Raw genomic sequence first — 13,148 nt, 5'->3', positions numbered from 1 at the left:
GATTCGTAAATTTTTCACAAAGTTAAGACTTAAACTGTTCGCCAGTATAGGATTATGGATATGGAGTTTCAAGAGCCAGTAGCGTCTTTTTACATTTCTGAGTACAATAGATTTCTTTTGAAACTCGCTGCAAAGAAGCAAGAGGAGAAATAGCGCGGCAAAAGCGCATCCGATAAAGCATTCTTCTTTACTGTAGCGTTTCGAAAAATTTTGTTCACAGAACCTAAACATTGCCAATTTTATTCTGTCCTATATGCGCCTTAAACAATTAAAGCTTGCAGGTTTTAAATCTTTTGTTGAGCCTACTACCGTTCAGTTTCCAGGCCAGTTAGTGGCTGTTGTTGGACCGAACGGTTGCGGTAAATCCAACATCATTGATGCTGTTCGATGGGTATTGGGTGAGAGCTCGGCAAAACATTTACGCGGCGAAGCGATGACCGATATTATTTTCAAAGGGTCTTCACAACGCAAAGCTGTAGGACAGGCCTTTGTTGAGCTCGTTTTTGAGAATAATGCAAATCGATTAACCGGAGCTTTCGCCAGTTATGCCGAAATTTCAATCAAGCGTATGGTGAACCGTGATGGGGAATCGTCTTATTATTTGAACGGCAGTCGTTGCAGAAGACGAGATATTACCGATCTTTTTCTTGGAACGGGCGCGAATGCCAGGGGGTATTCCATCATTGGCCAGGGAACGATTTCCCGTTTAATTGAAGCAAGACCTGAAGATATGCGCGTTTATCTTGAAGAGGCCGCTGGCGTCTCTAAATACAAGGAACGCCGTCGTGAAAGCTTGCAGAGAATTCAGCATACACGCGATAATCTCGTGCGAGTGGCAGATGTTCGCGAGGAGCTCGATAAGCAATTGCAGCGTCTGGAAAAACAGGCGAAAGCTGCGGAGCGTTACACGCTTCTTAAGAAAAAAGAAGCGCGTTGTCGGGCTGAAATCATCGCTTTGAAGTGGCGGGAAGTCACTGAGGCTCAAAAAATAAAAGCCCAGAGACTTCAAAGTTTGTCATTGGAGTATGAAGCCTGTCAGAGTGATATAGCCAAAGCCTTTAAAAAAAGAACGCTTCTCACAGAGGAATTGCATAAAGCCAATGAAGGCTATCAACAGATTCAAACCCATTATTATCAGCTGGCCACCGACATCGCTCGTCTGGAAGAAAATATTCTTCAAAGACAGCGTGAGAAAAAGCGCTATGAAGATGACAGTCAACAAATCCGCCATGATTTAAAGAAAGCTGAAGAACAATTGGCCAAGGATCAAGAGGAATTACAAGCCAGCTGCAAGCGGGTAGAATGGCTTAAAGGAAAGAGAGATGAGCTTTATGGCCGTTTCCTTGAGCAGCAAGAAAAAGTTAACGAAAAAAATCAGCGGCAGGTACAATGGCAGAAAGATTTGCAGCAATTGCATTCAGAACTCAATGACTGGCAGAGCAAAAAGCAAAGCAGTGAACTGAAAATGGAACATCAATTGCAACAACAGCAGCATTATCTGCTTCGTTTGGAGAAATTAGAGACTGAAAAACAGTCATTAACCATAGAAGATCTGACAGCAGAACAGCAAGGGATAGAACAACAAAAGGTACAAATTTTTCAACAACAGCAAACTGAGCTTGATGAACTTAAGCAGATTAATGAATCAGAAGGCCAGTTTAAAGAGCAGCTGAGGCATACAGAACAGCAAATCAACAAAACTTATGATGACTACCAAAACTGCAATACGGAGCATTCAGCATTGGTGGCCAGTCAAAAGGCTGCTGTTTCTCACCATTCTATTCCAGCTCCCTGGAATGAGCGGCCGCTTCTTTTGAATTGCCTTAAGGTAGACCCTCAATGGCAGTGGGCCTGTGAAGTGGTTTTGCAGGATATGCTACAGGCAGTCACACTGGACTCTTTGACAGACGTATTTTTTACTGATGAAAATGTCTGCTCTTTTACGGGAAATGCCATTACTTTCAGGCCCCGTTCTGACAAAATAAAAGACAGATTTCGATTGGCTGATAAGATAGAAGGCGGTTTGTTGCCTGCCTTCATGATTCGACTGGAGTCGGTTTTTATAGCCGAGAACATTTCTGAGGCTATGGTTTTGCTCTCCGGTTTAGAAGACGATGAATCAGTTATCACCAGAGAAGGCGCCTGGTTTGGCAAAGGATGGTTGCGTATACCCTCAACGAGGCAGGAAGATCAATCAAGTCTGCTTGCCCGTCAGCAAAGAATCGTTGAATTGGAAAAGACTTTATCTCACCATCAGCATAGCCTTGAAAAATGGCGTCAGCAACGTGATCAAATAACGGCTTCTCTAGCGGAAAAAATAAAAGAAAAAGAGCAGCAGCAATGCACCTTGGCAAAAATAAATGAACAGATGCGTGAGCTTGATGCAGCCTTTAATACCTTGCAAATGCGCATAACTCAGCAAAGTGAGCATTTGCATGCTGTGGAGGAAGAAACGGAAGAGTTGAAGCAAAATCTGCAGGATGTTGTAGAAGCCCAGGTTCTTTTGCAAGAACAAAAAGAATTGGCAGAAGCTAAGATTGCCGCGCTGAAGGAAAAGCAAATCCAGATGGATCAGGCATTCAGCATTGAGGATATAAAGACGATGCAGCAAGAGCTAGAGGCCACACGATGGCAACTGCATCAGACTGAGCGTGAGTGTGATGAGGTAAACATACGCATCCAGCAGTTTGAAGAAAGTGGAAAAAGAGAGCAGGAACGAATCGAGGTATTAAAGAAGCGTCTGCAAAAGCTTGAGGAACAAGAGCAGGAATTTAATACACCCAATGAAGCATTGGACGATGAACTGAAGTTTAAACTTAGACAACATCGACAGATGGAGCATAAATTGCAAATTAGCCAAGAGAATGTGGCAGAGCTGAATGCTCGTCTGGATGAGATGGAGCAATGGTTAAGGCAGAAAGAGAAAGAAGGCGGAACAGTCAGAGAACAAATTGAGCAGAGTCGGATGGAGGAGCAGGCTTTGGTGGTTAAAGCAGGCGCTTTTATTGAGTCATTGAATGAATCGGGCTTCTGTATAGAGGAACTCATATCGACGCTTCCTGCCCACATGAGTCAGAAGGATAAGGAAGAGGAACTGCTGAGTTTGGTGGATCGTATAAAGCGTCTCGGCGCCATTAATCTGGCTGCCATTGAGGAATATGCAACACAGTCTGAGCGCAAGTCTCTACTGGATGAGCAATATGATGACCTGATGGAAGCTTTGAGCAGTCTCGAGCAGGCTATCCGTAAAATGGACAAGGAAATCTGTCAACGGCTTGAAACCACATTTGAAGAAGTTAACCGCTCCTTTAAATCGCTTTTTCCCAGGCTTTTTGGTGGGGGTAAAGCCCAGTTGGAATTAACCTGTGATAACCTCTTGGAAGCGGGCATTGTGGTTATGGCTCAGCCGCCCGGCAAACGAAATTCAACCATTCATTTGTTGTCGGGAGGAGAGAAAGCCATGACAGCCGTGGCATTGGTTTTTGCTATTTTTCAGCTTAATCCATCTCCTTTTTGCATGCTGGATGAGGTTGATGCGCCTTTGGATGATGTAAATATTGGTCGTTTTTGTGATTTGGTGAAAGAAATGTCAGAATATATTCAGTTCTTGTTTATTACGCATAATAAGATCACAATGGAGTTGGCGGATCATTTAATTGGGGTAACGATGCGAGAGCCGGGCGTTTCCCGTTTAGTTGCCGTGGATGTGCAACAAGCTTTGACAATGGAGTGAACCATGCAGGCAAATTGGAGTCTAATGATTAACTTGCTTTTACTGATCGGGGTGATCGTGGCCATCATCCGAGTCATGAAGTCCAGGCACCAGAGATTGAAATTTAATGATTATCCACCCTCTCCTGGAGTTGTAGAGTCAAGGGTACAGGACGATATTATTTCCGTTCGTAAGATTGAGTCAAAACATATTGATGATCTTGAAAAGCAGTTTCAGAAAGAAAGGGACAGCAAACCGAAGCTATCTATTCAGCAACGGTCTGCAGAACTGATGAATAAAAAAGATGAGGCCAATCCTTTGTCGCAATCTGTGTCTTCAGCCGCTCAGATGAGAGAGAACACTTCAGTTGTAGCGAAAAAAGAACATGATTCCAGAAATTCCCTGATGTTATTTTTATTGGCAAAGAATAATCGCCAATTTGCCGGTTATGAATTGTTGCAAACGCTTCTTACTGCAGGCTTACGTTATGGGGAAGGCCAGTTATTTCATCGTCATCAGTCACCCAATGGCCAAGGGACTGTTTTTTGCAGTCTGGCCGCAGCAACCGAGTCCGGTACATTTGACATGCAGAATATAGGCGCTTTCAGTGTGCGAGGACTCTGTTTGTTTATGCAGACTTCAAATAATCCGAGCATCGATGAAGAGCGTTTCTCCATCATGCTGGAGACGGCGCAGCAGTTACGTGAAGAGCTGGATTGTTATCTTTTGGATGAGCAACGCAAACCCTTAACGGAAGAAGGTATTGCAGGATATTACAGAAGATTAAATTTGTCCGAGGAGTAATGGTGTTTTAATAAGTTCTTGCTGCTAAAATTATACAAACCCCTGTTCGGATTTTAAAGCTATCTATCATGAACCTTACCCAAATATCTAAATGTTTATCTCTACCCCACTCTCAGGATATTGAAATCAGAGGGTTTTCTATTGATACGCGTCAACTTTGTCCTGGAGAATTGTTTGTTGCCATAAAGGGAGCGACTTTTGATGGCCAGGATTTCATCTCTGAGGCAGTCAATAAGGGCGCTTCAGCCGTGTTGTGCAGAAAAGCCGTTGAAGGGCTTTCCATACCCCAGTTGATAGTGGATGATCCCTTACAAAGTCTGGTGGAACTTGCCAAGGAGCATCGCCGGATTCTGAAAGGTCCTGTGATTGCATTAACTGGCAGTAATGGTAAAACAAGTGTAAAAGAAATGATTGCAGCCATTTTACCTTCCCCATCACTGGCTACAAAAGGCAATTTGAACAATCATATCGGTGTGCCTTTATCTGTGCTGAGATTAAATGCCTCACATCGTTATGCCGTTTTTGAACTGGGAGCGAATCATGCAGGTGAAATTGCCCATACGGTCAGTATTGTCTCTCCCGATGTTGCACTTATCAACAATATTGCGCCTGCGCACATTGAAGGGTTTGGCTCAGTAGCGGGAGTGGCGCGTGCTAAAGGTGAAATTTATCGGGGCTTGAAGCCTGGGGGGACGGCTGTTGTGAACGATGACGATGATTATTCCCATTTTTGGGATGAATCATTAAAGGGTAAAAAAGTTCTTCGTTTTTCATTGACTAAAGCTGCTGATGTTTATGTACGCCATCTTCGTTTTAACGAAGATGGTATCCCTTTGTTTTCATTGATATTACCCGGCGATACAATTGACGTTAAGTTGAACGTTTCAGGTGAGCATAATGTCCATAACGCTTTGGCAGCAGCGGCCTGCTGTCATGCTGTCGGACTTTCATCCCAAGACATTGCCAGGGGCTTGCAACAGTTTCGTGGAGTGTCTGGCCGGATGACTTATTTGACCGGAAAAAACAATGCTCTTGTTATTGATGATACCTATAATGCTAATTTGCGCTCCACGCTGACTGCATTGTCCGTACTGGCTGCCCGAAAAAGTAAGCGAATTTTTGTTTTTGGCGATATGGGCGAACTGGGTCAGTGGGCGGAGGCTCACCATGAAGAGGTGGGCACCGCTGCCCGCCAACTGGGTATTGATAAGGTCTTTACTTATGGTAATTACAGTGCATTCACAAGAAAGGCATTTACCGGACCAGGGCAGCATTATTCAAATCAGGAGGAATTGATTTCTGATTTACTTAATGAACTTGATGAAGAAACGACTGTCCTGATTAAAGGATCACGTTCCAGTGCTATGGAAAATGTGGTTCGCCAGTTGATTGACCACGCATCTCATTCGAATTCCCGTTTTTGAACTTGATTTAGCGAACCCAGGGAGCCCTGAGTAAATTATTCGGTACTCAGAACGCAGGTATTTTGTCATTTCAGGATTTATGAGATGCTTTCTGTTATGGTATGCTTGGTGATTTTTTGTTCTTATATTAATTTCTGAGGAAAAATAAATATGCTCTATTGGCTGACGCAGCTATTTCAGGGACATTATCATGCGTTCAGAGTATTTCAATATCTGACGTTTCGATCAATCCTTGCTGCATTGACCGCGTTGTTGGTCAGCCTGTTTTGCGGGCCTTTCATGATACGTTGGTTGAAAGGACTGCGAGTAGGTCAAATGGTTAGAAATGATGGTCCGCAAACGCACTTATCTAAGGCGGGAACGCCAACGATGGGTGGCCTGTTGATTTTATTAGGCATCACGGTAAGCTGCCTGTTTTGGGGGGATTTACGACAAGCCAGTCTCTGGTTGGTTTTGCTGGTGACGCTGATATTCGGTTTGGTCGGCTCCATTGATGATTATCGAAAACTGATTCTTAAAAACAGCAAAGGACTTCCAGGCCGCTGGAAATATTTCTGGCAGTCGGTTATCGCATTAATAGCAGCTTTTTATTTGTTCTTCACCGCTTCTCTGCCTGTGCATACGCAATTGATTGTGCCTTTTTTTAAAAATACCACTTTTGCTCTGGGTTGGCTGTTTCCCTTTTTGGCTTATTTTGTCATTGTAGGTAGCTCCAATGCGGTTAATCTGACCGATGGACTTGATGGACTGGCGATTGTGCCCATCATTATGGTTGCGGGAGCTTTAGGAATATTTGCCTATGCTTCAAGCAATGTTATTTATGCCCACTACCTTGCTATTCCTTTTGTTCCTGATATCGGTGAGCTAACCATTTTCTGTTCATCGATTGTAGGCGCCGGCCTCGGATTTTTGTGGTACAATTCTTATCCTGCACAGGTCTTTATGGGGGATGTTGGTTCTTTATCTCTCGGTGCCGCTTTGGGTGTTGTTGCCGTTATCGTGCGTCAGGAACTGGCTTTATTGATCATGGGCGGTCTGTTTGTTATAGAAACCATTTCTGTCATTTTACAAGTAGCTTATTTTAAATATACAGGGGGAAAACGCCTATTTCGTATGGCTCCTTTACATCATCATTTTGAATTAAAAGGCTGGCCTGAACCAAAAGTGATTGTTCGTTTTTGGATCATGACGGTTATTTTTGTTTTATGTGGTCTTGCTACCTTAAAATTACGATAATTCGGATACCATTATGAGCCGGTCATTTTATCTTATTGCAGGCTTGGGGCAGACAGGATTTTCCATAGCACGCTATTTAAGACGGCGAAATCTCGATTTTGCCATATTCGATACAAGGGAAAAGCCGCCCACACTGGCTGATTTTCTGCAGGTATTTCCAAATACCCCTGTTTATCTTCAGCATTTTCCCAGTGATCAGATAAAACTCCTGAAAGCGGTCATTACCAGTCCCGGCATCCCTCTTGATGCGGAGATTTTCAAGCGAGCGTCGCTTGAAGGCGTTGCTGTGTATGGCGATATTGAATGTCTAGCTAAAGAAATAAGCAGCGATGTCATTGCCATTACTGGAACGAACGGCAAGTCAACTGTGACTACTTTGGTGGGGGAAATGACAAAAGCAGCCGGACGCTGTGCCGCTGTCGCCGGCAATATCGGCTTGCCCGTGTTGGATTTGCTGGATGATGGACAAGAGTATGATGTTTGGGTTTTGGAATTATCCAGTTTTCAGCTGGAATTGACTTATTCTTTAAGGCCTGTTGGTGCCGCCATTTTAAATATCAGTCCCGATCATCTCGACAGACACCACTCGTTTGACCATTATAAAGCTGCCAAACAGCGCATTTACCGTAAGGCAAAAACCCTTGTTTATAATCGTGATGATAAACATACCACGCCAGTTTCCGGGGAGTTGATAAGTGAAGATTATAAAACAGTGACTTATGGAGCAGGTGTCCCGGAAGAAGATCATTGGGGGTTGCGTTATGATGCAGGAATGACCTTTTTATCCAGAGGCGAGCATAAGATATTGGCGGTGGATCAATTAGCTATCAAGGGTGTGCATAACTGGTTAAATGCTTTGGCTGCTTGTGCTCTCGCTGAAACCATCGGTATTTCAGTCACACACATGGTGGATGTCCTGAAAACCTTCACTGGTCTGCCCCATCGTTGCCAATGGGTAAGAACACGGGATGGGGTGGAGTGGATTAACGACTCAAAAGGAACCAATATTGGCGCCACCATAGCTGCTGTTTCCGGTGTAGGGGGGGCTATTTCAGGAAAAATCATCCTGATAGCTGGCGGGCAGGGCAAGGGTGCCGATTTCAGCGAACTTAATCCTGTACTCATGAAATACGTTCGTACAGCAGTTCTTATGGGAGAAGATGCAGAAAAAATCGCTCTCGCAATGGATGAACGCTTGCCTGTTTTGCGAGCTTATTCTATGAGTGAAGCCATCAGCTTGGCTCAACAGCATAGTAAACCTGGCGATGTTGTCCTGCTGTCGCCGGCCTGTGCAAGTTTTGATATGTTCAGAGATTTCAACCATCGGGGTGAGGTCTTTACCTCACTGGTGAAGGGATTGTAACATTATGGGGCCTCGTCATTATAATCAAAGAGGAAAGGCCGTCGGTAAATCCATATCACTTTATGATCGGTGGTTAATTGGAGCGGTTGCTGGCTTGTTGATCATCGGTTTGGTGATGGTCGCGTCCAGTTCAGTCATGATATCCGTTAAATACTATCATCAACCTTTTCATTTTTTAATTCATCAAAGTTGTTATTTGCTGGTGGGCTTTATCGTTGCCATCGCAGTGATGCGAATTGACAGCAGTTTTTGGGAAAGAATTTCAATGCCCTTGTTGTTCGTTTGTCTTATCTTGCTGACTGCTGTATTGATCCCAGGTATTGGTCGCTTGGTGAATGGAAGCCGTCGCTGGCTTGCATTCGGACCTATTGGTATTCAGGTCTCAGAACTGACTAAACTAATCATGATTTTTTATTTTGCCGGTTATCTGGTTCGGCAGGGAAAAACGCTGCATGAAAATATCCTTGGATTTATTAAACCACTTATGATTCTTGGTTTTGTTTCGGTTTTATTGCTGATGGAGCCGGATTTTGGTGCCACGGTGGTCATTGCCGGAACGATATTGGCAATGCTGTTTTTAGCAGAAATCCGATTCAGATATTTTACAGGTTTGATGGTTCTTATCGGCAGTGCTTTGCTTGTTTTGGTCATTACTTCTTCTTATCGCATGGCGAGATTGACGGCATTCCTTGACCCTTGGGCTGATCAGTTTAACACCGGTTATCAGTTGACTCAGTCATTGATTGCCTTTGGTCGGGGGGGATGGACAGGTATGGGGCTTGGAGAAAGTGTACAGAAATTATTTTATCTTCCCGAAGCACATACTGATTTTTTATTTGCTGTTTTGGCTGAAGAACTTGGCTTGGTAGGTGTTCTGTTTGTTATCCTTTTATATAGTATACTTGTCTTGAGAGGATTAATGATCGCTTACAATGCCTATGTTCAACAGCGTTTTTTTGCAGCATTTACAGCTTATGGTCTAATCTTCTGGATAGGGCTACAAGCAATCATTAATATGGGGGTAAATGCTGGCTTGTTGCCAACAAAAGGACTGACCTTACCGTTACTGAGTTATGGTGGCGCCAGCATGGTCATTAATTGTGTGGTCATCGCTTTATTACTGCGTATTGATCATGAAAATCGCTGGCAGTCTCTGGGATTGAGACCGTTGGCTACATAGGGGGATATTTTGGATAAGGTTACATCATTTTTATCGCCAAGGATGGGGCGAGTAGAACAAATCCATTTTGTAGGCATTGGCGGTACTGGAATGTGCGGTATCGCTGAAGTTCTTCATAATGAAGGATATCGAATTACAGGCTCTGATGTTTGTGAAAATCGTACAGTGCAGCGACTTCGCTCCCTGGGTATTCAGATTCACATTGGTCATTGCTCTGAAAACATTGAAGGAGCTGATGTGGTGGTCCGCTCCACAGCGATTGTCAATGATAATCCTGAAGTTATAGCCGCTCACAGACAATTCATTCCCGTTATTCCGAGAGCGGCTATGCTGGCCGAGCTAATGCGTTTTAGACATGGAATAGCCATAGCAGGAACACATGGAAAGACAACCACCACCAGCCTTGTCAGCAGTTTGTTGGCTGAAGGTGGATTGGATCCCAGTTTTGTGATAGGTGGAAGGCTGAATAGCTGTGGGTCCAATGCACAATTAGGGAAATCAGCTTATTTTGTCGCCGAGGCGGATGAAAGTGATGCTTCTTTTTTGTTTTTAAAACCAATGACAGCCGTAGTCACCAATATTGATATGGATCATATGGAGACTTACGATGGCAGTCTGGATAAGTTAAAAAACACCTTTATCGAATTTTTGCATCATTTACCCTTTTATGGCTTGGCTGTGGTTTGTCTGGAAGATAAAGAAGTTCGAAATATATTACCCATGATACAGCGCCCGACAGTCACTTACGGTTTCAGTGAGGATGCTCATTATCGCGCCGTTGACTGGAAGCAAAACGGATTAACCAGTGAGTTTAAAGTCATCAGGCCCGCTCCTCATTCGGAATTGAATATTCAGTTTCAATGGCCAGGAAGACACAATGTGTTAAATGCACTGGCAGCTATTGCCGTTGCCACCGATTTAGGAGTGGATGATCAGTCTATAGCGAATGGATTGGCAAAATTTCAGGGTGTTGGTCGACGTTTCCAATTGTTGGGTCATCGACAGTTTATACATGGCAATGCTTTGGTAGTCGACGACTACGGACATCATCCTCAAGAAATCGTGTCCACCATTGATGCCTTCAGACAAGTATGGCCAGACAAACGCCTTGTTCATGTTTTTCAACCGCATCGCTATTCTCGAACCAAGGCCCTGTATACACAGCTAGCCAATGCTTTAAGCCTTGCTGATGAAGTACTGTTGTTGGATATTTATCCTGCGGGCGAACAGGCTATCACTGGTGTCAGCAGCGAGTCTCTGGCAAGTGAAGTTCGCTTGAAACAGCCTAAAATTACTCTGGTGAATGAAAACAATCTTGAGAGTACTTTGGATGGCTTAGTCGGTGATGGCGATGTTATTCTTATGCAAGGTGCCGGAAGCATTGGGCAAATGGCAATAAATCTGATGCAAAAAGTACAGGAATCAGCATGAACATAGAGGAAGAAGTTTGCAGAGAAAGAGGCATTGGTTGCCGAGGCCAATGGCTTTTAAATGAATCTCTTGCAGACTATACCACCTGGCGTGTAGGAGGTTGTGCAGCTCATTTATATAAACCGGCTGATATCTCTGACCTGGCCTTGTTTATGCAGCAATTGCCGAAAAATGAATCAATATTGTGGTTAGGGTTAGGCTCAAATTCATTGATTAGAGATGGAGGATTTAAAGGCACCGTTATTTTGACACGCGGAAAACTTGGTGCGATGTCGTTAATCACCTCAGATACAGTGCGTGTTGAGGCCGGCGTCTCCTGCGCAAGCATGGCTCGTTTTTGTGCCAGAAACCATTTATCAGGTGGAGAATTTTGGGCGGGTATTCCTGGGACCATGGGCGGTGCCTTACGTATGAACGCAGGATGTCATGGCGGTGAAACATGGGATTATGTGATTGAGGTAGAAACCATCACCCGCAGTGGTGAGATCCGTGTTCGCAGTGCAAAGGAGTTTAACGTGGCTTACCGTCATGTATCAGGTCTGGCCGATGAGTGGTTTCTCTCTGCTACTTGCAAACTGGCTGCCGGTGATAAAGCTAAATCCTTACAGCGCATTAAAGAATTATTGGAGCACAGAAGCGCCACCCAACCGACCAGCGATTATAATTGCGGTTCAGTGTTTAGAAATCCCCCGGATGATTTTGCTGCCCGGCTCATCGAATCCTGCGGACTGAAAGGATTTCGTCTGGGCGGTGCTATGGTGTCGCCTAAACATGCCAATTTTATTATTAATTATCAAGGCAGCGCTACTGCATCAGAGATTGAATCACTTATTCATCACGTCCGGTGCTGTGTCAAGGAGAAGACATCCATCGAATTAATTCCAGAGGTTCATATCATTGGAGAAAACTATGACGCATCCCGTTAAACTCGTGTTGCTGTATGGTGGAAAATCAGGTGAACATGAGATTTCTCTGGTTTCCGCAGCTTCCGTGCTTGCTCATCTGAACGCTGAAAAATATGAGATTATCCCCATAGCCATGGATAAAAAGGGACAATATCATTTACATTATTATGATGATCTTTTGTCTTTTAAAGAAAAATTACCAGTGACGACAGACAAGTCAAAGCCTTTGCAGAGTCTGGTTGTTAATGGCAAATTGTTCATGGCTGCCGATGTTGTATTTCCTGTGGTGCATGGTCCTCTGTATGAGGACGGTTGTTTACAGGGACTATTAAAGCTTGCTGAGGTGCCCTTTGTCGGCTGTGATGTACTGGCATCAGCCGTGGCCATGGATAAAGATATGGCAAGACGTATTGTCTGTCGGAACGGATTAAAATGCGCGTCTTATAAAATGTTTTCCTCTACAAATACCTCACAGAGTCGTCAACAGTTTATTGCCGAAGCCATTGAAGAACTGGGGTGGCCTGCTTTTATCAAGCCTTGTTCTCTTGGCTCAAGTGTAGGGATTCACAAGGCGCATAATTTGCAGCAATTCACAGAAGCGATGGACGATGCCTTGCGCTATGATGAGTCCGTGGTCGTTGAGCAATTCATCAATGGGCGTGAGATTGAGCTGGCTGTTTTGGAGCAGCCGGGCCAGGCACCGGCAGTCAGTATTGCCGGTGAAATTCGCGTCCATCATCCTGATGGTTTTTATTCCTATTCTGCAAAATATCTAGAAAGCAGTAAAACAGAACTTATCATTCCGGCGCCCATGGATAAGGACATGTTAAGCAGATTGCAACAAGCGGCTGCGGATGTATTTACACGATTAAAATGCAATGGCATGGCCCGGGTTGATTTTTTTATCGATGAAAAGGCGAATGAAATTTATTTTAATGAAATCAACACGCTACCAGGGTTTACTTCCATCAGCATGTATCCTAAATTGTGGCAAGCCAGTGGTAAAACATATCCTCAATTGCTGGAGGATTTAATTGAACTGGCTATGGCTCGTTATCATTATCGGCAACATTTAGTGACTGATTATCTGTGA

The 13,148-nt window shown here is 44.0% G+C and carries 9 protein-coding genes; all 9 read left to right on the top strand.

Translation table 11 applies throughout. From position 1 onward, the window contains the following. Window positions 1–253 precede the first annotated feature (253 nt). The 9 genes from smc to E4T55_RS04825 all read left to right on the top strand — a co-directional run bounded on the left by smc (window position 254) and on the right by E4T55_RS04825 (window position 13,148). The gene (gene smc / locus E4T55_RS04865; protein ID WP_058500466.1) at window positions 254–3,733 is read left to right on the top strand and encodes a chromosome segregation protein SMC; all 3,480 of its coding nucleotides are present in this window, start codon (window positions 254–256) and stop codon (window positions 3,731–3,733) included. Between the two features lie 3 nt (window positions 3,734–3,736). After that, complete coding sequence (zipA, locus tag E4T55_RS04860; RefSeq protein ID WP_058500467.1) at window positions 3,737–4,516, top strand: cell division protein ZipA; 780 nt, start codon at window positions 3,737–3,739, stop codon at window positions 4,514–4,516. Window positions 4,517–4,584: 68 nt separating this feature from the next. Beyond that, the gene (locus E4T55_RS04855) at window positions 4,585–5,940 is read left to right on the top strand and encodes a UDP-N-acetylmuramoyl-tripeptide--D-alanyl-D-alanine ligase (RefSeq protein WP_058500468.1); all 1,356 of its coding nucleotides are present in this window, start codon (window positions 4,585–4,587) and stop codon (window positions 5,938–5,940) included. Between the two features lie 150 nt (window positions 5,941–6,090). Then, window positions 6,091–7,176: a phospho-N-acetylmuramoyl-pentapeptide-transferase gene (mraY, locus tag E4T55_RS04850; RefSeq protein ID WP_058500469.1), complete on the top strand. Its 1,086-nt coding sequence runs from the start codon at window positions 6,091–6,093 to the stop codon at window positions 7,174–7,176. A gap of 13 nt (window positions 7,177–7,189) precedes the next feature. Beyond that, on the top strand, window positions 7,190–8,539 hold the full coding sequence (murD, locus tag E4T55_RS04845) for a UDP-N-acetylmuramoyl-L-alanine--D-glutamate ligase (RefSeq protein WP_058500470.1): 1,350 nt from the start codon (window positions 7,190–7,192) through the stop codon (window positions 8,537–8,539). 4 nt (window positions 8,540–8,543) lie between these two features. Further along, on the top strand, window positions 8,544–9,719 hold the full coding sequence (ftsW, locus tag E4T55_RS04840) for a putative lipid II flippase FtsW (protein ID WP_058500471.1): 1,176 nt from the start codon (window positions 8,544–8,546) through the stop codon (window positions 9,717–9,719). 42 nt (window positions 9,720–9,761) lie between these two features. Further along, window positions 9,762–11,150: a UDP-N-acetylmuramate--L-alanine ligase gene (gene murC / locus E4T55_RS04835; protein WP_058500472.1), complete on the top strand. Its 1,389-nt coding sequence runs from the start codon at window positions 9,762–9,764 to the stop codon at window positions 11,148–11,150. Then, window positions 11,147–12,076 carry a UDP-N-acetylmuramate dehydrogenase gene (murB, locus tag E4T55_RS04830; protein ID WP_058500473.1) on the top strand — a complete coding sequence of 310 codons (930 nt, stop codon included), beginning with the start codon at window positions 11,147–11,149 and terminating at the stop codon, window positions 12,074–12,076. Before murC ends, murB begins: the two co-directional genes overlap by 4 nt. Beyond that, complete coding sequence (locus E4T55_RS04825; protein ID WP_058500474.1) at window positions 12,060–13,148, top strand: D-alanine--D-alanine ligase family protein; 1,089 nt, start codon at window positions 12,060–12,062, stop codon at window positions 13,146–13,148. The genes murB and E4T55_RS04825 overlap by 17 nt, the downstream gene beginning before the upstream one ends.

The sequence above is a fragment of the Legionella israelensis genome, assembly GCF_004571175.1.
Lineage (GTDB): Bacteria > Pseudomonadota > Gammaproteobacteria > Legionellales > Legionellaceae > Legionella_D > Legionella_D israelensis.
Note: the sequence above shows the minus strand (reverse complement) of the source record. Positions and strands in the feature narration are given on the sequence as shown.

Coding starts and splice junctions, on each gene's coding strand:
- smc (WP_058500466.1), top strand. CDS start 254: ATGCGCCTTAAACAATTAAAGCTTGCAGGTTTTAAATCTTTTGTTGAG.
- zipA (WP_058500467.1), top strand. CDS start 3,737: ATGCAGGCAAATTGGAGTCTAATGATTAACTTGCTTTTACTGATCGGG.
- E4T55_RS04855 (WP_058500468.1), top strand. CDS start 4,585: ATGAACCTTACCCAAATATCTAAATGTTTATCTCTACCCCACTCTCAG.
- mraY (WP_058500469.1), top strand. CDS start 6,091: ATGCTCTATTGGCTGACGCAGCTATTTCAGGGACATTATCATGCGTTC.
- murD (WP_058500470.1), top strand. CDS start 7,190: ATGAGCCGGTCATTTTATCTTATTGCAGGCTTGGGGCAGACAGGATTT.
- ftsW (WP_058500471.1), top strand. CDS start 8,544: ATGGGGCCTCGTCATTATAATCAAAGAGGAAAGGCCGTCGGTAAATCC.
- murC (WP_058500472.1), top strand. CDS start 9,762: ATGGGGCGAGTAGAACAAATCCATTTTGTAGGCATTGGCGGTACTGGA.
- murB (WP_058500473.1), top strand. CDS start 11,147: ATGAACATAGAGGAAGAAGTTTGCAGAGAAAGAGGCATTGGTTGCCGA.
- E4T55_RS04825 (WP_058500474.1), top strand. CDS start 12,060: ATGACGCATCCCGTTAAACTCGTGTTGCTGTATGGTGGAAAATCAGGT.